The following is a 20,898-nucleotide window of genomic DNA, read 5'->3' on the forward strand; positions in this document are numbered from 1 at the left end:
TGGACGTTTAATATCCAACCTTTCCTTTCTATAATTTAATAAAACTTTATAAACGATAGGCACCATCTTTCCATTTCATATGCACATCAAACCATCTTAAAAGCTTTTCCATAAAACCAAATCGAATGGCTAAAGCAGTGGCTTGTTCAAATTTAACCTCACCCTTGGAAAGTTCTCTTAATGAGCAGCTACGTTTAAATATTGCTTGTGGTCCATCTATAACAAAGGTTATTGTATTGCCAATTTTTATGATTCCACCTTTTGCCAGTTTGCCGCTATTCTCTATACACTCAACAATGAAATCGGTCGAAGCCGTGGGGTTATTACTATCAAACATTTTACGATACGTTATGCAGCAATCTCTAAATTTTCATTTACATAATTATCTCCTGTTTTAAAAATTCTATCCAAAACGGCGTTATCATCATTTACATCAAATTTGAAATTGGAAGAGTCAATTAATGACCACCCTAACGCCTGCAACTCTTTTTGTATTCCCTGGCCAAATTTTTCAGCAATTAGGCAAAAAGATATAATCGCTTCTTCGATTGCTTTTTCTGCGTCATGTTCATCTTTTGCAATAGTATCAATACCCAATAAAGGAATATTTACAGATAAGTTACCGAACTCATTCCATTTAGTCCATATGGGCATATGGACAGAAACAAAGAATATCTTGTCCCTGTCTTTGGTGATTTTAATGTTTGCTTCGGTAGTCATATATAAAGTTTAAAGTCTAAAGACTAGTGATATGCCTACATATTTACTATTATTTTTTTATAAAATAATCAGTGCCTTCCCATTTATTAAAGGTTTTAATTATTGATATTAATATATTTATATATTAATTTTAATAATTATAATAATGCTTACTCCAAAAAAAAGACCGCTTCCCACGAAGCGGTCTTCTAAAAAGTTATGCGTGGAAATTTAGAATTTCACTGGTACCTCAACGTGGGTTTTGTCCCAATCCAGCACCAGTTTACCGGCAGGCAGGGTAATGGTGAATACCTCTACTTCTTTGGTAGTTTGTGTAGAAGGCACTACTACAGACAATACATCCTGTGCTTTATTCTTCTCATAATCAAATGCACCCCACTGTCCTAGCTTACCGTTCAGGATGAACGTCCAGGTGGTAGCAGTGGGAATGGCAAACAGGGTGTAAGTACCCTTTTTAACAGGCTTGCCGCCAAAGGTGGCGTCTTTATCGAAGGTGATCTCGGTAGCCTCGTCTGCACCTAGCCGCCATACCTGGCCATACGGTACCAGACCGCCGAAGATGTCACGGCCCTTCTTTTTAGGCTGGCCATACACTACTTTAATGTTAGCGCCCGTAACGGTGGAATGCGCGCTGGCACGAGGTTTCTGATCCTGTGCAAACACGGTGCTGGTGGTGGCTACCCCCAGCAGCAGGAGTAATACATGCAATGTTTTCATAAATATATTTTGAGTGAACGCACTTGTAAAATGCACCCTTAAATTACGAAATCGTACAATATCAGCCTTGGCTTCAATCTTTAATTTTTACCGGTCATACTTTTTTTATGGGAGCGGGCGGCTCAAAGAGTAGTAGCCTGGCTGGTGGTTGGCCGGGGGGAGGAACTATCTGCCGGCATTACCTGTTTAGAACGGATGCGGTGCTCGCAATCATCGCGCAGGGTATTGAGGGCGGATTCCATTTGCGGACCCAGTACACGGTCTGCCACAAAACCGAAAAACTTCCACCAGGGCATATAACCCAGGTGAGAGGTTACATACCAGTGAATAGCAGTGCTTTTGCCATCGGAGGTGCTTTTAAATTCTATGCCTCCATCGGCCAATTGTCCTTTACGGGCCACCAGGCGGTAGTACACACCGGCGGTACTATCTACCCGCATCAGCGTGAGCCGGCCCGTGTCGGAAGGATCTTGTTTATTTGTCCAGCGCACGTTAGCGCCGGCTGCATTACTGGGGTTGGAAATAGTGAGATCCCAGAGGCTGTCTTCCGCAAACATCGGGTACCAGCTTTTCCAATGGCGCAGGTCGCCCAGGTGATCATACACGGTGGCGGGCGGCGCTTCTATGACACCAGTTCTTTCTACCATAGCATCTGGCGGAATGAGGAGCGACAATAAAAATACCACGACAAAGAGGCCGAAGATGCTAATGACAAATAATTTAAAAAAACGCATACAACAACAGGTTAAAAGATAGCAGGGGCAAGCGAGCAGGTAAAGCTGGCAGCGGGGCTTACTCCCACTTAAAAACCTTTACGGCCACAGCATATACGGCAATGCCCCACAAGGTAAGCACGCCTATTTCCAGTCCTACATTCCAGAGGTGTTGCCCTTCAAAGGCTACTTTGCGCAATGCGTCTACCAGGTAAGTAAGCGGTAGTGCGCGGCAAATGGGTTGCAGCCAGGCCGGAAAAGCGTCTACATTAACGAAAATGCCTGCCAGCAGGAATTGGGGCATGGTGATCAGGTTAGCCAGTGGTGGTATGGTACTTTCATTTTTGGCCAGGCTGCTGATCACAAAACCAAAGCCCATAAAGATAATTAGGCCAAACACGCAGAGCACCAGCATTTCCAGGAAGGTACTAAAGCCATGCACCAACGTAAAGCCAAAAGCAAAATGCCCCAACCCAATGATCACGATAGAGCCAAACAGTTGGAAAAGCATGCGGCTGAGCCCCTCGCCCAGCACGATATAGCTGCGGCGGATGGGGGTGGCAAAAAAGCGTTTTAACACCAGGGTTTGGCGCAGGGAGAAAAATAAAAATGCAGTGCCGAACACGGCGGCGCTCAACAAAGAAAAGGCAAGCATGCCGGGCAATATAAAATCGATAGTGGTATACCGGCGGCCCGGTACGGTGTCGGTATGCACGTCGGCAATGGAGGCCCGTGGGTAAAAACGGTCGTCCATGCGACTGGTAGTTACATTAAAGACAGACCAAAACAGGTGTATCTTATCTACCCCAGCGGTGGAGGTACGCACTGTTACTTTGTATTTGGGCAGGGGCAAAGGCGTAAGGGTGGTAATGTCTAAGATGGCTGTAACCCGGCCTTTGCGCATATCGGCCTCCATATCTACGGGCGATTGATTGCGGATAATCTTGAGTGCAGGATTAGCTTGCAGGGCCTTGTACAACACGCTGCTCGTATCGCTGGTGGCGGTGAAGCCTACAGGCACTGTAGTGGAGCCGGTACCAATGAAGCCGAATACTAAAATAAATACTAACGGAAACCCCAGGGTAAATACCACGGCGGAGGGGCTGCGGAACATAGCCCTAAGACTGGCCTTCATGATGGCAAACATTGCCCTCCACTGGTTATACTGCGCACTCATATCCTATCTGATTGTAGTAAAATTCGCCGTAAAACTACACAAAACAATCGCCAATTACCAGCCTTTTACGGTAATAATATACCGGGGGCCTGCTTAAAAACCAATAGCCGCAGCTGGCAAACAACCGGTGTTTGCGCGCAGATAACAGCTGGCAGGCAAACGCCGGCGGTACAACCGCTGCGGCTACAGGAGATTAATTTACCCTTAAAATTTATTGGAACAGCAAGTCAAACGGCATACGGGCCTCCACCTGTCCGCTCATTTCTTTCAGGCGTTTTACGCGGATATACATTTCATAATGATCGCCCAGTTCCTTTTTCAACAGGCGGGTGCTGGTTTCATCATCATTCATTCCCAACAATTTCAGGATTTTGCCGAGCTGATTTTTTACATCAGGATATTCTTCCAGTTGATAGGTGCCGGCATGCGACAGCCTGGCGGCACAAGCAATAGCGTCCTGGATACCACCAATACGGTCTACCAGTCCTATGCGCTTGGCATCTTCCCCACTCCATACCCGGCCCTGGGCAATGCTGTCTACCACTGCGCCCGACAGCTTACGACCGGCTACCACGCGCGATTTGAAGCTGGCGTAGGTGCTATCTACGCCCTGCTGCATCAGGTGTTTTTCGGCATCGTTCATAGGGCGGCTCATCGTACCCAGGTCGGCATATTGCGCAGTTTTCACACCATCGAACGTGACGCCCAGTTTATTTTTAAAGAAGCCGCCCAGGTTAGGCAGTACGGCAAATACCCCGATGGAGCCGGTGAGGGTATTAGGCTGTGCAAAGATAGAATCGGCCATACAGGAAATATAATAGCCGCCAGATGCTGCATAGTCGCCCATGGATACTACTACAGGTTTTACTTTTTTGGCCAGGCTTAGTTCCCGCCAGATCACTTCTGAAGCCAGGGCACTGCCTCCGCCAGAATTTACCCGGAACACGATGGCTTTGATGTCATCATCTTCCCGTGCATTGCGGATCATTTTTATATAGGCCCCGCTACTGATCTTATCATCGTCTTCAGTATTGCCGCTTACGATGTCGCCCTGGGCATAGATGAGTGCTATTTTGTTATCGCCGGTGGTGGAGATATCGGTGGCTTTATCGTATTCGTTGAGTGATACAAAATTTACTTTGTCGTCTTTACCGTCTATGTTCAGTTTTTTACGCAATTCGTCCAGTACCTGGTCATCATATTTCAAACCATCTACCAGTTTGTAATGTAGGGCATCTGAAGGTTCCTGGATAAGCCCATCATTAGCATAGCGGTGCAGGCTGGCAGTATCTACCTTGCGCTGTTCGCTCACGCCCTGGAGATAGTGTCCATAGAGTTGGGAGAGGAAAGCGGTGGTTTGTACGCGGTTCGCTTCCGTCATCTGCGTTTCGCGCAGCGGTTCGGTAGCGCTTTTAAACTTACCATCATAAAAGATCTGCGGTTCTATTTCCAGTTTTTCCAACAGGCCTTTGAGGTACATGTATTGCACGGCAAAGCCTGAAAATTCCAGGCCACCTTTTGGGTTCAGGTATATCTTATCGGCCACAGAAGCCAGGTAATAGGCGTGCTGGCTCATTACTTCGCCATAGGCATACACAAATTTATCGGTCTTTTTAAATGCGGCCAGGGCATTGCGTAGCTCTTCGTTGGTAGCAAAACCGGAGCCATTGCCATCTACTTTAATATAAATGCCTTTAATATTATCGTCGTAGGCAGCATGCTGGATAAGGCGCACGGCATCGTACAAACCGGCGGCTGCACCATCAGCACGGCCTATGTAATTATTGATCGGATTGGCGGAAACATGTTGTTCTTTGTAGGTTTGGCTGGTTTCAAGTACTAACACAGAATTGGCCGGCACCACTACTTTTTTGGGCGAACTTGCAACACCAATGGCCCCCATTAACAGCAGGAATGCTACAACTGAAAAAATCACAAGGGCCACAAAAGCAGCGAGAAAAAACTTTAAGAAACTACGCATAGTGGAAAGATAAGGCTGGAAATTATATTGAAATTCCAGACAATGTGCTCAAAAATAAGGAATATGGCTACTTTTGCCGTCTTAAATATACATGAATCATTCAATTTTAGTTATAGGTGGCAATCTGGGTCCGCGCCGGCAGCACTTGCAGGAGGCGATAGCCCTTATCCAAGCGGAAGCGGGGCCGGTACGCAGCCTGTCATCCCTGTATGAGACCGCTCCCTGGGGCAAGGTGCAGCAGCCCGGCTACCTGAACCAAGCCCTGCTCATTGATACGCCGCTGGATGCAGAGACCTTGCTGCACAAGTTGTTGGATATAGAACATCGCATAGGACGCATTCGCCGGGAGAAGTGGGGCGCAAGGGTAATCGATATTGATATTATCTTTTATAACGACGCCATCATGGCCCTCCCCCATTTGAAAGTGCCGCACCCGCAAATGCAGCACCGCAATTTTGTACTGGTGCCAGTGGCGGAAATAGCGCCCAACTGGGTGCATCCGCTCCTGCACAAAACCGTTGCGGAGCTGCTGGCAGCCACCACCGATGATCTGCCCGTTACCAAAGTAGAATATCCCGCCGATGCTGTATAATTTCATTACCATAGAAGGCAATATTGGCGCAGGTAAAACCACGCTGGCCACCCGCCTGGCCCATCACTACCGCGCCCGGCTGATCCTCGAAGAATTTGCCGACAATCCTTTCCTGGGCAAGTTTTACGCTAAGCCGCAGCAATATGCCTTTCCCCTGGAATTGTTTTTCATGGCAGAGCGTTATAAACAATTAAAGGATATGCTGCACGGGAATGATTTGTTTTCCGAAAAAACCGTGTCGGACTACCTCTTTATAAAAAGCCTGTTATTTGCCAAGATTACGCTTTCAGCAGATGAGTATACCTTGTACAACAAACTATTTGATATCATTCACCCCCAACTGGTGCAGCCGGAATTAATGGTTTTCCTGAATGCACCCATCGCTAAACTACAGGAAAACATAAAACGCCGCGACCGCAGTTATGAGCAAAACATTCCAGATGCTTACCTGAGCAATGTGCACGATATGTACATGCAATACATCCGCCAGCACCCCATCCGCACGCTGATGGTGGATACCACCAAGGTAGACTTCCTCCACAACCCGGCCGATTTTGAGCGGCTGCTACTGGCCTTGGAGCAGGAATACACCCCGGGCGTACACTATTTTCAATAAGTATTTAAATCACTTTGGGAATTTATCCAAGAATGGCTTCCAGTATGCGTTCGTTGCGGATAATCATCATGCCATGACGATCATTGGTAATGCCCATTTGCAGCGTGTACGTATAGCGGGGCTGGTTGCCCTCCATCACGGTGGGCAGGAAGGAAAATTGTATGTTGGCGTGCGTAGCCTGCAACGCCGCCCCCACTTCGATGATGTGGGTGGAGATAATAAAGAAACAATCCCTTACGGCACATAGTGCGTCGGTAACGCCCAGCGTGGCGTCGTAAGCGTCTTTTACGTTGGTGCCTTTAAACAGTTCGTCAAAGATCACGAGCAGGTCTTTATCGTCGCGCACTGCTTCGGCCACTTTTTTTACGCGCAGTACCTCTGCATAAAAATGGCTGTAGCCCATGTCCAGGTTGTCCGGCACATTGATGGAGGTATACATACCATCTTTTACCGAGAAGCGCATATGGGCCGCTGGCACAGGAAAGCCCATGTGGGCCAGGTAAAAAGTAACCCCCAGCGATTTCATAAAGGTAGATTTGCCCGCCATGTTAGCCCCGGTCAGGAAAAGCACATTCGTGTCTTCGTTCAGTAAAAGGGAATTAGTCACCGCGTGCGCCAGCCAGGGATGGCGCAGGTTTTTCACCTCCAGTACGCCGGTCTCGCTTTTGGGCAGGGCGGTGGCGCAGGTGAATGCATGTTCCCGGGCCACCCCACTCACAGCCAGCAGTACATCCAGTTCATACAGCAACGCCAGTAGCGTGGCCATTTCCTGGCGCAGCTTGTGGCGCAGCAGGTAACTATAACGCGCCAGCTGCATAACAGACAGCGGCTGGTAACTATCCCCTGCCGGCAGCGCCACCAGCGCGGGGTGACGCAGTAGCTGGCCAAAAATAGCTATCTGTTTTTGGTAAGCACCGCCTGCTTCGGCGGGGGGCAACAGCGTATCCAGGAAATTGCGCAGTTGCTGCAAGCCTTGTATGGTGGCCTGCAACCCATGCTGCATGGTTGCATACCGCTCATCTTTCACCAGGCTGGCCAGGCCTTTTTTACGCCAGGCATTCCATCCTGCCAGCAGCAGGTTTGCATCGCCCGGAGTTTCCAGGTAGGTTTCCATGGCTTCAAATTCCTGCGCCGTAAAAGGGAAGGCAAGTTGTTGCTGCTGGAAATAGTGGAACAGTGCACTGCGCTCATTCATGGCGGCAGCATCCGTAAGCGGCTGGCGGAACATGGCTTCCAGCAGTTTCTCCCCTCCCCGGGTATGCACTTTATGAAAGAAGCTGAAAATGGAATGCTGCTTGAACTTGCCCAGCAGGTTCAGGTCGTCCAGCGTTTGTTGATCGATAATAAAATTCATGGGCGCACATTTTTCTTCCGGCTCCGGATGATGGGAATGATATTTTCATGGTTGATAATGACCATCCCGTGCCGGTCTGCGGTGATGCCGTTTTTCAACTGGTAGGTGTACACAGGCACCTGCTGCTCCATCCTGGTGGGCAGGTATACGAAATGGATATTACTACACGCTGCTTGCAGCGCTTCGCCAGCCTCGATGATATGAGTAGACACGACGAACATACACTGCCGCTGCTTTGCAAAAGCGCCGGTAATGGCGATGGTGGCCTCGTAGGCGTCTTTTACATTAGTACCCCGAAACAATTCGTCTACGATAATAAATAGATTTTTGGCTTGCTTTAAAGTGTCTGCCATTTTTTTGATGCGTAATACTTCTGCATAGAAATGGCTTACGCCGGCATGCAGATTATCGGCCAGGTTAATGGTGGTAAGCAGGCCATCACGCACGGAAAACTCCATTTTTGCCGCCGGCACCGGAAAGCCCATATGGGCCAAGTAGATGGCTATACCCAGGGTTTTCATAAAGGTAGATTTGCCCGCCATATTGGCCCCGGTAAGAAAAACGATGTTACTTTCCGGGGTAATGTGCAGGGTATTGCCTACCGCGTTTTTCACCTGGGGATGATACACGCCCTCCAGGTATACGGAAGCGGCTTCCGCAGGCAAGGTGGTGGGCATTACAAATCCCCGTTCGCCCGCAACCCTGGCCACCGCGATATACACATCAAGGTGGTAAATATATTCCAGTGCTTGCTTTATTTTATCCCGCTGCCGGAAGCGGATGTCCCGGTCCAGCGCAGCCACGGCTTCAAACGATAATTTAGCAGTGTAATGGATGTCCAGCAAGGACACCAGGGCTTCATCTGCCAGCAGGTTGCCAATCTGCACCCTGCTGGACTGGTAGCCGCTTTCCAGCGCCGCGGGCGGCAGTTGATCGATAAAGACCCGTAGCGCATGTAGCAATTGTATGCTGGTGGTCACTCCCTTGTAAATGGTTTTGTAGGCCGTGTCTCCGCCCATGAGGTGATGGAGCATACGTCCCTGCGATGGTGGCCCGGTGGAGAGTTTGGTGCGTTCGTCGGTGTTTTCCAGGTACTGCTCTACCACGTCGAACCATTCCGGCGGAAAGGGAAATTCTGTGGGTACTTCCCTGAAATACCGGATCATATCACTGCGTTGCTGAATGGACGCCTGGTTAGAGAGCGGGTAGCGGAACATATTTTCCAGTACCACCCCTCCACCCCGCGTATGCGTGCGGTGAAAGATATTATACACCGCATCGCTGCCCTGCCTGCCGAAAATATGGAGGTCTTCCAGTGTTTGTTTATCGGTGATAAAAGCCATACTTATTTACGTTTTCTGCGCACCAGCATAATAGTACCCAGCAGGATGAAGATGCCCGGAATAACGCCCAGGTAAGTGTATTTGATCACCTTAGCGCCGGTAGCGGTGAGGGTGATGGTATTATCCCTCGACTTAGGACGGGTGGTTTCTATGGGGAAATTGTTGTAAGCAAACCAGCCAAAGAGGGCGTTGGCAAACTGGAAGTTGGCCGTTTTCACATTGGTGCGGTTCAGTTCTGCATTGCTCAGAAAGTCGGCATCGCCGGTCACTACGATGCGCTGCTCTTTACCATGTGTACTACGGGTTAGCGCAAGGGCGGTGGGAAAGGAACCTGCAACATCACCGGCGGAAGGAGAGAATACAAGTTGTCCGGAATCCAGCACCAGCTTACCAGTACGGTTCCAACTTTGTCTAGGATCGCTCACCAGCAGGGGTTGTACCTTGAAGCTACCGGCACTGTCGTACGCCAGCGGCGATACGCCGGGCATGGACACCGGCACACTGTCGTCGCGGCTATACTTTAGTGCGGCAGAGAGGCTCGCACAAGTTGGTGTCATCTGAGGTGCCACCAGGTTAAAGGCCAGGTCTTTGCTTTGCTCTACCAGGGTACCGTTCAGCAGCTGAACGCCTAGCAGGCGCAGGATACGGTTAGTGATGGGAGCTCTATCCGGTTCACCGGCTATTAGCAGGTTGCCTCCGTTATCAATGTACCTTTTTATTTTACCCAGGGTGGCCGTATCGTAGTCTACTTTGGCATCTGCTATTACAAGGGCGGCAAGTCCTTCCGGTATGTCCTGGGTTTTCAGCGACAGGGTATCTACATCAAAACCCTGGTTCAACAGTGCATAGCGGAAGGGTTTGTAGTTAGTAAGCATTTCATAATCGCGGTCGCCCAGTTTTTCAATACTTCTTTCATAGCCATCATTCACAAACAGCACCTTGGGCCGCTCGGTGAGCAGGCGTTTAAAGGCCGCGGCAATCTCGGTTTCACCCGGCCAGAACTGGGCGTCGCTGAAGGTACGCAGCAAGGTGTTTTTGTCTTTATATTGTACCACCATGGTAAGGCGGTTATCCTCTCCCCGCAGGTCCATCGTGCGATGCATGGCTTCGGGGGGCATAAAATCATCCGGATCTACATCGAGAAACTTTGCATTCTTTTCCAGTATCTGCTCCAGCGTTTTGTTGGGATTGACCTTATAAAAACCGGGATCAGGAATACTATCGTAGAAGTACACCCAGTGCAAATGTATGTTGGGTTTAAAGCGCAGGTAAGGTTCCCAGCGTTCTATGTCTGCATTGCGGGCCGACGGCGCGGCATAGCCATAACCCCGCTCAAAGAAGTTAATGTATTCTGTGATCTCTACCGGCGCATCGCCTAGCTGTTGCAGGATGTCCTGGGTGTTTTGGCGCAGGGTGTTTACCTGGGTGTCTGTTGTATCGTAATAACCAATATAGCGGGGGCGGGAACTCAGGTAACCGATGGTTAGCCCGATGAGTACAATAACGGTATACTGCACCACGCGATAAGACATGGATTTAGACTCCCGCGACAACCATAGTTTGCTGATAGCCAGGGCCAGGAAAATAAACACGATCACCAGGAAATAAATAATATCCCGCGTCGTAAGGAGGCCTGCGATAAACTTTTCCGTGCGCCCGGGCATGCCCAGGCAATAGGTAAGGTCGCGTACAAAGGCCTTGTCCTGCCATAAAGCGCCGATATAATTTAAACAGGCAAACACCACAAAGGTGCAAATAGCCGCCACCACCTGGTACACGGTGAGGCTGGACATGAACAAGCCTATGGCCGCATACGCGCACAGCAGCAGGTAAATACCCAGCAAGGCCGATAAAATATTCGGATAGTCGAAATGCAGGATAGACAACCCTCCCCCTATACACACCAGGCCCAGTGCACCGATGAGGATAAGGTTGTAGACCAGCATGGCAATGTATTTCCCAAAAATGATCTGCCGGATGGTAAGAGGCGAAGCATACAGCAACTTAATGGTGCCACTGCTGGTTTCGCGGCTAATGATACCCATGGTGATAAGTGGCATATACAGGTAAAGGCTGCCCAGCAGGGAACTGAATATACCGGAAAAGGGACGGGTAAATATTTCGGTGGTGAGGAAGGCCAGGTGGGGCCATATTTCCTGTATATGCTGATATCCTTCTATGGGAAATGTAAACGTAAGCGACACCTGCACAAAGAGTACAATGGTGAGCAACCAGGCGATCGGTGAATAAAATAGCAGGCTGAGTTCCAGCTTAGCTATCTGCAATGTTTTTTTCATGCAATAATATGTTTAATGGCTGCTTTTTTTAGTGGGATACTTTTGATAATTGGGCAAAAGTTTCATCCAGTGAATTTTTTTCCAGGCTTATTTCCGACAGGCGCCAGCCATGTTGTGCGCTGGCCAGCACCAGGCGTTCGGAAACGGTACTATCTCCATTAAAATGCAGGCGCACCTGCCGTTCGGTCAGAAAATTCACCCGGGCAATGCCGGCTATTTGTAGCAACGCCTGTTCTGAGGGCATGGCCTCCATTACCGCCAGCATGCTATGCGGCGCCACATAGTTGTCGAAGGCCTGCATAGTATCGGCAAACACGATGCGGCCATTTTCTATCATCTGGATGTCTTTACACAGGTACTGTACTTCCGTGAGGATATGGGTAGAGAGTATTACGGCATGCTCTTGCGCTATTTCCTGAATGAGGCTACGTACTTCCAGTATCTGGTTAGGATCCAGGCCATTGGTAGGTTCGTCCAGTACCACCAGCTTAGGCTTGTGAATGATGGCTTGTGCAATGCCCACCCGCTGGCGGTATCCGCCGGAAAGATTGCGGATAAGGCGCTTACTGATGTGGGAAAGGCCGCAGCGCTGTTTTACCTCCTCCAAGGCGGTAGCCACTTTTTGTTTGCTTACCGAGCGGATAATGGCGCAGTGACGCAGGTATTCATCTACGGTAAGGTCCATATACAGGGGGGGCGTTTGTGGCAGGAAGCCGATTTCCTGTTTGGCACGTTCCGGTTCCTTTTTCAGGTTGATGCCGCCAATGAATACATCGCCTTCCGTTTGGGTAAGTACCCCGCAGAGAATATTCATCGTAGTAGACTTGCCGGCCCCGTTGGACCCTAGCAAGCCTACGATGCCGCTGCGTTTTATTTCCATGTTAATATCGCGGATAGCCCAGTTGGTACTATAGCGGTGCGATAGTCCTACAATTTGAACGATAGATTCCATAAGGTGTATTACTAGCAATATTTTTATAAACAAGAGGAAGTATGGTGCTTAATACCCTTCATTCTGTGAAAGGTTAGGATCCCTTTGCAGTTCCGTAGCCGGCACCGGGTATAACAGTTGAAAATCGCCCGTCCAGGGCTGTTTGCCCGGTAGCTGCGATAGTACGGCATGTGCCTGCCCGGTGCGTTTAAGGTCCAGCCAGCGGTGGCCCCATTCGGCAAACAGTTCTATCTGCCGTTCGTGGGCCACGGCGGCTATCACAGCATCGTGTTCCAGGGTGGCGGGCAATGGCGGCAAGCCTGCCCGTACCCGGATCACGTTCAGGTCTGTAATGGCAGCTGGCAGCCCTCCCGGCGCGCCATTGGCCGCTGCCTCGGCACGTATCAGGTATTGTTCGGCCAGTCGCAGCACCATGTAATATTCGGTGGCTGTGCCGCCCACTACGGTATTGTGTTTGCCTGTTTTGTATTTATACGGATAATAATACAGGGCGGGGGTGCCGGATTGGCTGTTGTCGGAACTGTCTATCCAGGCGTTGCGGCGCTGGTCGCCGGTTTCAAAGGCGGCCATGAGTTCATTAGTAAGCGTGGCCAGGCTGGGCACCCCTGTAGCCAGTGGGTTAGGCATAAACGTAATACCTTCCGGCGTGGCGCTGCCCACTGCGGGAGCAGCTGTGTTTTGCTGCAACTGCCAGATGGCTTCTGCACTGTTTTTCAGGAACACATTGTTCAGATCTGTTTCCAGGTGAAAAAGGGCCGTATTATTGATCACCGTGCTGGCCTGGGTAGCGGCAGCTGCATAGTCATGGGTACAGAGGTACACCCGGGCCAGCAGCGCGGTAGCGGCCAGCCGGTTGGGCCGGATGCGCTCTCCGCTGCCAGCACTATAATCTGCCGGCAACGTGGCCTGTGCATCTTGCAGGTCCTGGATCATCTGCTGGTACACCTGGGCCTGTGGTGTTTTGGCCGCCTTGATAGTTTGGTTAAAATCGATGGTAAGCGCCAATGGTACATCGCCATACATGCCCGTGAGATAGTAATAGCTGAATGCCCGTACAAATTTGGCTTCCCCGGTAAGCGCCGTCTTCACACTATCATGCATGGCACCCTTGCTCGCGGCAATGCCTTCTATGATCGCATTGGCATTGTAAATAGTAGTATAAGCCGTACGCCATAACATATCCGGCAGGGCGGTCTTGGCCAGCAATTGGTTCGTAACAAAGGGTAAATAGGTGGGCGATACATTATTCAATTCGTCTGCAGAAAACCCTGCTAAAACGGTAACTCCCCCGTTGCTGAAAGAGGAATAAATACTGGCGTTGATCATCACCGAATACATGCCTGCAATCGCGGCATAGGCCTGCTGGTCGGAGCTGAATACTTCCGGAGTAGTGATAGTATTGGCAGGTTCATCGATCGTCACCAGTTTCTTACAACCTGTGAAAGCAAAAACACTTGCAAGCAGTAAGCCGAACAAACCCACTGGCATCCTGCTGTAACCGGTGGCCCCGGTAGGCCTGATCCTATAATTATAAAACGTTTGCATGGAGCTGGATTTAAAAAGTGAGCGATAACGTACCGGTGAAAGACCTGGCTGGTGGCATGGAGCCAAAATACTGGGCATCCGGGTCCAACCCTTTATAACCGGTGATGGTGAAAATATTCTGTGCCGAGCAGGAGAAAGCGCAAGCCTTCATGCCCGCCTTTTTGGCGATATGCTCCGGCAGGCTATAGGAAAATGCTACAGTAGACAGCCGCAGGTAAGAAGCATCGGAATACACGGCGTCCGACTGGGAGTAAAGTCCATCGTTGTAAGACTGCTGGGTAGTAAAGCGGGCGTAGGTAGCCTTATCGCCTGGTTTTTGCCAATGGTCTGCCAGCACCTTTGGGCTGATATTGGCCATTTGACCGGGCTGGTTGCCGGAAAACCCATTTACCCCTTTAGCATCTTTAAACACGCAGTAAAGACTGAGCTGAAAGTTTTTATACTGGAACTGATTACCCCACCCACCGGTAAAACGGGGGCTGATGTCTACCGAAACAGCACGATCATCATTGCCCGTTCCGGGCGATACGCTGTAATTGGTAGTCAGGCTGCCATCGTGGTTGTGATCTTCATAAGTGTACTGCCCCGTTTGCGGATCCACGCCGGTGGCGTGAAACAGGTACACGCTATTGATAGATTTGCCCACTTTATATTGGCCCACATCTGCAGATAGGGCAATGTTATCATACCGGATGAGGCGGTTGTGATTGATGCCAAGGACTACATTGGTAGACCAGGAAAAAGCTTTTGTCTGTATTATTTTAGCGCTTACCGTAAATTCCAATCCGGCGTTTTGCAGGGTAGCCGGCCAGTTGGCCGCTACGGATTCGAAACCCGAGAAAATGGGTGTAGGAAATTGCATCAGTTGATTGCTGGTGCGCTGCTGGTACCAGGATACGGAAAGCGTATACCGGTCTTTATTGAAACCCAGGTCTACGTTGCCTTCCACTTTACGGTTCACCTGCCAGCGATAGTCCTGGTTTACGGCATGCTGGCTAATGAGTGGCTGTATACCACCATAGCTGTACAGCGCCTGGTAGTTCTGGTTATTACTCCACTGCGACAAATATTGATAATCGCCAATGGCATCACTACCGGTACTGCCATAGCTGCCCCGGAACTTAAAGAAACTGATGACGGCAGGCAATGCTTTTCGCAACCAGGGTTCTTCAGACGCGATCCATGCGGCGCCTACGGAGCCAAAATTGCCGAACTGCCGGTTGGGACCAAACCGGGAAGAACCATCGCGCCGGGCGTTCAGGTTCAGGATGTATTTGTTACCGATATTATAATTGACCCGGCCAAATACGGCGGCGTATTTATACTGCCCTACGTTTTCATACGTGAGGATGGTCTGCGCGTTCACGACCGACTTCATGAGGCTTTCATTGAGAAAACCATACCCCTGTTGTTGCATGCCATCTGTATTAGTAGTCTGCTGGCTGCCGCCTACCAATACTTCCAGGGAGCCGGGACCTACAAAGGTGTTGTAGGTAAGCTGGGGTTCCAATATCCAGGAACTGCTGGCCGTGTTACCATATGTTCCTATGCTAGTTGGGAAAAGCAGCGGGTTTAGGGAGCTGGCTGGCTGCAAACTCAGTTGTTTATTTTGCGAGTTATTGTACCCGGCGCCCAGGGTAAGGGTAAGCCCTTTCATCAGTTCATAACTGAGCCGCATGCTGCTGATCAGCAAATTCGTTTTAGAGGAATAGGGTTGTTTAAGCGCAGCAAAGGGATAGCTGTACATCATGCCCGCCGCATTCCAGGCATCATAATTAAGTGCGCCCTTTTCGTTGTAAATGGGCGGCGCATCCGGCGCCAGGGTAACACCCCCGGGCGTATAAATGGTATTGACATCGGAGATAGAATAATTGGCAGAAAGCGTGGCGGTAAAGTTGCCCGCATGGTGGGTAAGACTGAAGTCTATACTACCCCGCCGGTCTGCACCGGTATTGGTAAGTAAAGGCGTTTGCCGGCGGTAGCCGCCGTTAATGCGGAACATGGTTTTAGCATCGCCGCCAGACAAACTCAGGGAGGCATCTGTAATTTTACCGGCATGTTGTCCCCACAGTTGTTTTTGCCAGTTAATATCCTGGGTAGTATCCCATACCAGGAGGTCCGGTGCATTGGACGTAGTGGGTGTAATGCCGTCGTTGTTAAAAGCTTCCCGGCGCATTTGCAGGTATTGTTTCGTATCGAGCATTTTCCAATAACGCGGTACTACGCTAAAGCCCTGGCTTACGGTAGCGTTGAAATTTGTAGCGCCGGGATGCCCTTTCTTGGTGGTAATGAGCAGCACCCCATTGGCCCCACGGGAACCATAGATAGCGGTGGCATCTGCATCTTTCAGCACCTCAATGCTTTCAATATCAGCGGGGTTCAGGTTAAAGAAAGGGCTTTGACCAAAACCGGGTGTGATAACCCCACTCTGCACCACCCCATTGGAACCGCTGGTGTAGGAGGAACCTTCAACATCCAGTGTAGTAAGCGGCACCCCATCGATAATGTAGAGCGGGTCGGAAGTAAATTGTGAACTAATGGTACTGCGGCCTCTAATTTCCATTTTCACATTGCCACTGGCATACCCGAAGGTGGGTTGGGAAACCACCAGGCCGGGTACCCGGCCTTCCAGTGCTACCAGGGGGTTCATAATGGCCGCCTGCTTTACAATTTCATCTCCGCTTACTTTTACAATGTTGCCGGTGGTAAGCCGCTGGCTGGTGGTGCCATAAGCCTGCACCACCATCTGGTCCAGTTTATTATCCGCTTTTTCGAGGAATATATAAGGGATACCTGCTTTATTAAATTCCCCTGCATTGAAAAAACGGTTTTGGTAACCTATATAACGTACCGCAATCGTATCGTGCGGCGACAGGTTATGCAACTGGAACACCCCTTTTGCATCCGTAATAACTCCGCGTTGGGTGTGCTGTATGGCCACGGAAGCGCCCACCAGCAATTCGCCCTGTGCCCCGATCACCGTGCCGTATATATCAAGGCCGGCAGCCGTAGTATCGGTGCGGAAGGTAGTGGGTGGAAGTCCCTCCTGGAGTACTTTCTTCTTTTTCACCACCACGGTTTTGCCCACTATTTCAAACACGAAGGGCTGGCCGGAAAAACACTGGCGCAATACGTTCCCCATCTCCTCCTCCCGCACATGCAGGGTTACGGGCTTGGCTTGTTGCAAGTCTTCATCGCTAAAGAAAAATTGAAAGCCAGTTTGTTTTTCTATGAGCTGAAACACCTTGCGCAGTGGAATGTTTTTTTCCATCACTGTTACTTGCTGGGCAAAGGCCGGCGTAAGCCCCAGCACAAAAAACAGGAGCAGCACTGCCGCCAGTTTGCGGCCCGCCGTAAAATATTTCCTGTTTCCCTGGCCGGTCATAGCTGTTCCGGTATGTACATAAGCAGCCCTCTGCCATACGGGCAGTAGCCATTTGTAAGCATTTGATTGCATGCGCTATCGATTGGTTGATAAAAGAATTGGTTGACTAAAAGATGGACCCTTCTTAAGGATCAGGCATTGTTGCTCTTTTTATTCGTTGTTGACAATCTTGCTGAAAACATGCTGCGTTATTCCATCCTGCAGGTATGGATATGCCGCTATGATTTCGTTTGGCAGGCTATTCTTCTATGCTGGTGGTTGATTATTTTACTGCTTTTACGGTGATAGTTTTACTGCTGATCTCGAAGCGCACCTTATCCGTACTTTCCAGGATGTGCAGGAGTTCGGAAGCATTTACATCCCGGGAAATGCCGCCGGAAAAGGTGGCTTCTATATCGCCTTCATATATCACTTGTACATTATACCAGCGGGCTACCTGCCGCATAATGGTGTGGATGTCGGCATTATTAAAGCGGAAATTACCGTCTTTCCAGGCAGTTACTGCGCGCAGGTCTACCTCACTGGCCACCGTTATTTCACCGGAGGCTTGCAGGGCGGCCTGTTCTCCCGGCTTCAGCACCGTGCTGGCCGGCCTGGCCACCGCCGCCGTTCCCGGCTGCAGGGCTATCTTCACCGCCCCCTCCACCAGCGTAGTGGTGAGGGCAGCTTCGTCCGTATAGGCGTTTACGTTAAAGGCCGTACCAATATCTTCTATCAGGGCATGGCCGCACTTTATACGGAAAGGTTGCTGCGGGCGATGGGCCACCTCGAAGTAGGCCTCACCCGTCATGCTTACCTGCCTGTCTTTGCCCGTAAAAGCTACCGGGTAAGTAATGGAGGAAGCGGCGTTCAGCCATACCTGGGTGCCATCTGGCAATACAATGCGGTAGGTTTTGCCCGCCGGGGTACTCAGCGTGTTGTACGCCATTTCCTGCGGCACACCGGTGTAGGCAAGCTGTCCATGCTGCTGCACTACCTGCACGCCGTGCTGGCTGGCCACGGGGCCATTGCCCACGCTATCCAGCAACACCTGCTGCCCATTGGCCAGGGTAAGCAAGGCACCCGCATGCCCCGGGGCCAGATCGGTGTGTGCCTGTGCTACCACCGGCGTGATATGTGTTTGGTGATACATCCACCAGGCGCTTGCCCCCATGAGTAGTAACACCGCAGCGGCGGCCCACCAGGGGAAGCGGCGCTGGGGCGGCAGGCGGTATACCGGAGTGGTGGCTTCCTCCATGCTTTCGCGGATAGCCGCCAGCATGCGCTCGCGTATCATTACCGCTTCTGCGGGCGGCACCTGCCAGGTGGATTGCTCCTGCAAAGATTGGAACCAGTTTTCGACCCATGCTGTTTCTTCCGGGGTGCAGATGCCTTCCCGGTAACGCTGTAGTAATATTTCGGCTGCTTCCTGCGTCATGTTTATAAGTGAGGGTTGGCGCACCGGCTATTTCCGTTGATGGACTACCAACCCCCATTGATTAGTGACATAACTAATGCCGGGGTGGTACATGGTGCTAAAAAAAAGTTTAAAAGAAAAGATACAGGGTCATATACACGAGGAGTGCCGAAGGAATATCCCCGAAGCGGGCACGTAATAATTGCAAGGCCCGGTAAATTTGTTTTTTCACGGTTTCTTCGGAAATGCCCAACTGCGCGGCTATTTCCCGGTGGCTGAGGTGCTGCTCCCGGCTCAGGCGAAACACCTGTTGCATGCGCTCGGGCATGCCGGCCACCACCTCCTCCATTTGTGCACTCACTTCTTTCAGGGCCAGGGCCTGATCGGCCGCTGGCGCTGCGGGTGTGGTCTTCGACAAAAATTCGAGGTAGTTAGAGCGGGTAATGTTTTTTTCGATATACCGAATCGCTCCGTAACGTGCGCTATTAAATAAGTAGGTGGAGAGGGCAGACCGGATATCGAGCGACTCCCGGCGCTTCCAGAGGGAAATGAAAAGTTCCTGCACGATATCCTCCGCATCTGACTGCACTTGAACGGCGCGCATGACGTACACCAGCAACTTATCCCAATACCGGTTATACAGGAGCGTAAATGCATCCTTATCCCCTTGCTGCACCAAGACCAATAATTGTGAATCGGAATATTCCCCGGAGCTTTCCTTCATACAACAGCCGTTATTTTTCTCCTTCCTGACAAACCTACCTAAATTTTCGCGAATACTCATATGCGCCCTGCCTGGTTAGTAAGGCGTGCTTATTTACTTCACACAATGCTTTGCGGCTAGCATACCGCTGGTCCAGGCATGCTGGAAATTAAAACCGCCGGTAATACCATCTACATCCAGCACCTCGCCGGCAAAGAAAAGGCCGGGGGCTTTTTTGCTTTCCATGGTATTGGGATCTACTTCCGGCAATTGTATGCCCCCGCAAGTCACAAATTCTTCTTTGAAGGTGGTTTTGCCACTCACCGGGCATTCCATGGCGGTGAGCAGTTTGGTAAGCTGTAGCTGGGCCTTGGCCGGCATATCAGCCCATCGCATGTCTTCCGGAATGCCCGCCTGTAACAGCAAAAACTGCCAGAGGCGCTGGGGGAGGCCAAACTGGTTTTTACCATGCAATTTCTGTCCGCCCAGGGAGCGGGCAGCTTGCAGGGTTTCGCGCATACTGGTTTCGTGGTAGGCCGGCGTCCAGTTGATGATGGCGGTAAAGGTGTAGTTTTTATCAAACAGTTCCCGGGCGCCCCAGGCGGAGAGCCGCAGCACTGCCGGCCCGCTGAGCCCCCAGTGGGTAATGAGTACCGGGCCTTGCTCCTGTAGTTTGCTACCGGCTATTTTTACCTGCACCTCCGGAACGCTTACCCCCATGAGCGCGGTGATAGGGTGATGGGGCATATTGAATGTGAAGAGTGAGGGTACCGGTTCGGCAATATGGTGGCCGAGGGCCTGCAGCCATCCAAACTTGGCCGCCTGGGCATACCCACCGGCGGCAATGCATACGGCGTCTGCCTCCAGGCTATTGCCCTGGCCCAGCTCCACGATCCAGCCGGTATTGCCAGGCGGGGTGGAAAGGGTGTGGGCACCGGCCTTCCGGATGGCCAGCACCTCGCTGTTGGTACGCACCCGCACCCCATAACGGTCTGCCTCTTGTAGCAAACAGTCGATAATGGTTTGCGAACTATCGGTTACCGGAAACATGCGATTGTCTGCCTCAGCCTTCAGGGCTACCCCCCGTTCGGCAAACCAGGCAATGGTGTCCGGCACAAAGAAAAACCCAAAAGCCTTTTTCACAAAATGCTGCCCCCGGGGGTAGCGTTTGGCCATATAAGCCAGGTCTGGGGCGGCATGCGTAACATTGCAACGGCCACCACCAGACACCTTCACTTTGGAGAGTAATTTGCCCGTTTTTTCCAGTAAGATCACCTCCAGTGCCGGGTGCAGCCGGGCGGCATTTACCGCACAAAAGAATCCCGCCGCCCCGCCACCTATCACTACCAATCTGCGCTGCTTCATCTATTCAATGTATTTCAAGGGAATAATTGCTATTATTGTAGC

Annotated in this window: 17 protein-coding genes; 2 read left to right on the forward strand and 15 right to left on the reverse strand. The window is 50.7% G+C overall.

Annotated elements, in window-relative coordinates; translation table 11 throughout:
- Window positions 1-46: 46 nt before the first annotated feature.
- The 6 genes from GA0116948_RS13365 to sppA all read right to left on the reverse strand — a co-directional run bounded on the left by GA0116948_RS13365 (window position 47) and on the right by sppA (window position 5,308).
- On the reverse strand, window positions 47-337 hold the full coding sequence (locus GA0116948_RS13365) for a hypothetical protein (protein WP_089713035.1): 291 nt from the start codon (window positions 335-337) through the stop codon (window positions 47-49).
- Window positions 338-348: 11 nt separating this feature from the next.
- Window positions 349-720 (reverse strand): hypothetical protein, encoded by a 372-nt coding sequence (locus GA0116948_RS13370; protein WP_089713038.1) that lies wholly within the window; start codon window positions 718-720, stop codon window positions 349-351.
- A 210-nt stretch (window positions 721-930) separates the two neighbouring features.
- Window positions 931-1,437 carry a DUF2911 domain-containing protein gene (locus GA0116948_RS13375; protein ID WP_089713041.1) on the reverse strand — a complete coding sequence of 169 codons (507 nt, stop codon included), beginning with the start codon at window positions 1,435-1,437 and terminating at the stop codon, window positions 931-933.
- Window positions 1,438-1,559: 122 nt separating this feature from the next.
- The gene (locus GA0116948_RS13380; RefSeq protein WP_089713044.1) at window positions 1,560-2,171 is read right to left on the reverse strand and encodes an SRPBCC family protein; all 612 of its coding nucleotides are present in this window, start codon (window positions 2,169-2,171) and stop codon (window positions 1,560-1,562) included.
- Window positions 2,172-2,229: 58 nt separating this feature from the next.
- Entirely contained in the window at window positions 2,230-3,327 is a 1,098-nt protein-coding gene (locus GA0116948_RS13385) for an ABC transporter permease (RefSeq protein WP_089713047.1), read from the reverse strand.
- Window positions 3,328-3,538: 211 nt separating this feature from the next.
- Complete coding sequence (gene sppA / locus GA0116948_RS13390; protein WP_089713049.1) at window positions 3,539-5,308, reverse strand: signal peptide peptidase SppA; 1,770 nt, start codon at window positions 5,306-5,308, stop codon at window positions 3,539-3,541.
- A gap of 91 nt (window positions 5,309-5,399) precedes the next feature.
- On the opposite strand from sppA, the gene folK reads away from it, so the two are divergent.
- Complete coding sequence (gene folK, locus GA0116948_RS13395) at window positions 5,400-5,900, forward strand: 2-amino-4-hydroxy-6-hydroxymethyldihydropteridine diphosphokinase (protein WP_089713053.1); 501 nt, start codon at window positions 5,400-5,402, stop codon at window positions 5,898-5,900.
- A complete protein-coding gene (locus tag GA0116948_RS13400; protein WP_089713056.1) occupies window positions 5,890-6,516 on the forward strand; it encodes a deoxynucleoside kinase in 627 nt (208 codons plus the stop codon). Before folK ends, GA0116948_RS13400 begins: the two co-directional genes overlap by 11 nt.
- A 22-nt stretch (window positions 6,517-6,538) precedes the next feature.
- Here the strand turns inward: GA0116948_RS13400 and GA0116948_RS13405 are convergent, their stop codons facing one another.
- The 9 genes from GA0116948_RS13405 to GA0116948_RS13445 all read right to left on the reverse strand — a co-directional run bounded on the left by GA0116948_RS13405 (window position 6,539) and on the right by GA0116948_RS13445 (window position 20,856).
- The gene (locus GA0116948_RS13405) at window positions 6,539-7,870 is read right to left on the reverse strand and encodes a MutS-related protein (RefSeq protein ID WP_089713059.1); all 1,332 of its coding nucleotides are present in this window, start codon (window positions 7,868-7,870) and stop codon (window positions 6,539-6,541) included.
- Window positions 7,867-9,213, reverse strand: a complete 1,347-nt coding sequence (locus GA0116948_RS13410; RefSeq protein WP_089713062.1) for a MutS-related protein — start codon at window positions 9,211-9,213, stop codon at window positions 7,867-7,869. The genes GA0116948_RS13405 and GA0116948_RS13410 overlap by 4 nt, the downstream gene beginning before the upstream one ends.
- Before the next feature lie 2 nt (window positions 9,214-9,215).
- Window positions 9,216-11,510 carry a Gldg family protein gene (locus tag GA0116948_RS13415; RefSeq protein ID WP_089713064.1) on the reverse strand — a complete coding sequence of 765 codons (2,295 nt, stop codon included), beginning with the start codon at window positions 11,508-11,510 and terminating at the stop codon, window positions 9,216-9,218.
- 28 nt (window positions 11,511-11,538) lie between these two features.
- Window positions 11,539-12,462, reverse strand: coding sequence for an ABC transporter ATP-binding protein (locus GA0116948_RS13420; RefSeq protein WP_089713067.1), 924 nt, complete (start codon window positions 12,460-12,462; stop codon window positions 11,539-11,541).
- Window positions 12,463-12,510: 48 nt separating this feature from the next.
- Window positions 12,511-14,007, reverse strand: coding sequence for a RagB/SusD family nutrient uptake outer membrane protein (locus tag GA0116948_RS13425; protein WP_165798471.1), 1,497 nt, complete (start codon window positions 14,005-14,007; stop codon window positions 12,511-12,513).
- A 10-nt stretch (window positions 14,008-14,017) separates the two neighbouring features.
- On the reverse strand, window positions 14,018-17,464 hold the full coding sequence (locus GA0116948_RS13430) for a SusC/RagA family TonB-linked outer membrane protein (protein ID WP_089713074.1): 3,447 nt from the start codon (window positions 17,462-17,464) through the stop codon (window positions 14,018-14,020).
- 190 nt (window positions 17,465-17,654) lie between these two features.
- Entirely contained in the window at window positions 17,655-18,809 is a 1,155-nt protein-coding gene (locus GA0116948_RS13435) for a FecR family protein (protein ID WP_089713077.1), read from the reverse strand.
- Window positions 18,810-18,918: 109 nt separating this feature from the next.
- Complete coding sequence (locus GA0116948_RS13440; RefSeq protein ID WP_165798472.1) at window positions 18,919-19,512, reverse strand: RNA polymerase sigma factor; 594 nt, start codon at window positions 19,510-19,512, stop codon at window positions 18,919-18,921.
- Between the two features lie 93 nt (window positions 19,513-19,605).
- On the reverse strand, window positions 19,606-20,856 hold the full coding sequence (locus GA0116948_RS13445; protein WP_089713083.1) for a BaiN/RdsA family NAD(P)/FAD-dependent oxidoreductase: 1,251 nt from the start codon (window positions 20,854-20,856) through the stop codon (window positions 19,606-19,608).
- Window positions 20,857-20,898 lie beyond the last annotated feature (42 nt).

This window comes from Chitinophaga costaii (assembly GCF_900094705.1).
Lineage (GTDB): Bacteria > Bacteroidota > Bacteroidia > Chitinophagales > Chitinophagaceae > Chitinophaga > Chitinophaga costaii.

Excerpts from the sequence above, each read along its gene's own strand:
- GA0116948_RS13435 (WP_089713077.1), bottom strand. The coding sequence starts at position 18,809 with ATGACGCAGGAAGCAGCCGAAATATTACTACAGCGTTACCGGGAAGGC.
- GA0116948_RS13415 (WP_089713064.1), bottom strand. The coding sequence starts at position 11,510 with ATGAAAAAAACATTGCAGATAGCTAAGCTGGAACTCAGCCTGCTATTT.
- GA0116948_RS13445 (WP_089713083.1), bottom strand. The coding sequence starts at position 20,856 with ATGAAGCAGCGCAGATTGGTAGTGATAGGTGGCGGGGCGGCGGGATTC.
- folK (WP_089713053.1), top strand. The coding sequence starts at position 5,400 with ATGAATCATTCAATTTTAGTTATAGGTGGCAATCTGGGTCCGCGCCGG.
- GA0116948_RS13425 (WP_165798471.1), bottom strand. The coding sequence starts at position 14,007 with ATGCAAACGTTTTATAATTATAGGATCAGGCCTACCGGGGCCACCGGT.
- GA0116948_RS13440 (WP_165798472.1), bottom strand. The coding sequence starts at position 19,512 with ATGAAGGAAAGCTCCGGGGAATATTCCGATTCACAATTATTGGTCTTG.
- GA0116948_RS13405 (WP_089713059.1), bottom strand. The coding sequence starts at position 7,870 with ATGAATTTTATTATCGATCAACAAACGCTGGACGACCTGAACCTGCTG.
- GA0116948_RS13380 (WP_089713044.1), bottom strand. The coding sequence starts at position 2,171 with ATGCGTTTTTTTAAATTATTTGTCATTAGCATCTTCGGCCTCTTTGTC.
- GA0116948_RS13420 (WP_089713067.1), bottom strand. The coding sequence starts at position 12,462 with ATGGAATCTATCGTTCAAATTGTAGGACTATCGCACCGCTATAGTACC.
- GA0116948_RS13365 (WP_089713035.1), bottom strand. The coding sequence starts at position 337 with ATGTTTGATAGTAATAACCCCACGGCTTCGACCGATTTCATTGTTGAG.
- GA0116948_RS13370 (WP_089713038.1), bottom strand. The coding sequence starts at position 720 with ATGACTACCGAAGCAAACATTAAAATCACCAAAGACAGGGACAAGATA.
- GA0116948_RS13385 (WP_089713047.1), bottom strand. The coding sequence starts at position 3,327 with ATGAGTGCGCAGTATAACCAGTGGAGGGCAATGTTTGCCATCATGAAG.
- GA0116948_RS13430 (WP_089713074.1), bottom strand. The coding sequence starts at position 17,464 with ATGCAATCAAATGCTTACAAATGGCTACTGCCCGTATGGCAGAGGGCT.
- sppA (WP_089713049.1), bottom strand. The coding sequence starts at position 5,308 with ATGCGTAGTTTCTTAAAGTTTTTTCTCGCTGCTTTTGTGGCCCTTGTG.
- GA0116948_RS13375 (WP_089713041.1), bottom strand. The coding sequence starts at position 1,437 with ATGAAAACATTGCATGTATTACTCCTGCTGCTGGGGGTAGCCACCACC.
- GA0116948_RS13400 (WP_089713056.1), top strand. The coding sequence starts at position 5,890 with ATGCTGTATAATTTCATTACCATAGAAGGCAATATTGGCGCAGGTAAA.
- GA0116948_RS13410 (WP_089713062.1), bottom strand. The coding sequence starts at position 9,213 with ATGGCTTTTATCACCGATAAACAAACACTGGAAGACCTCCATATTTTC.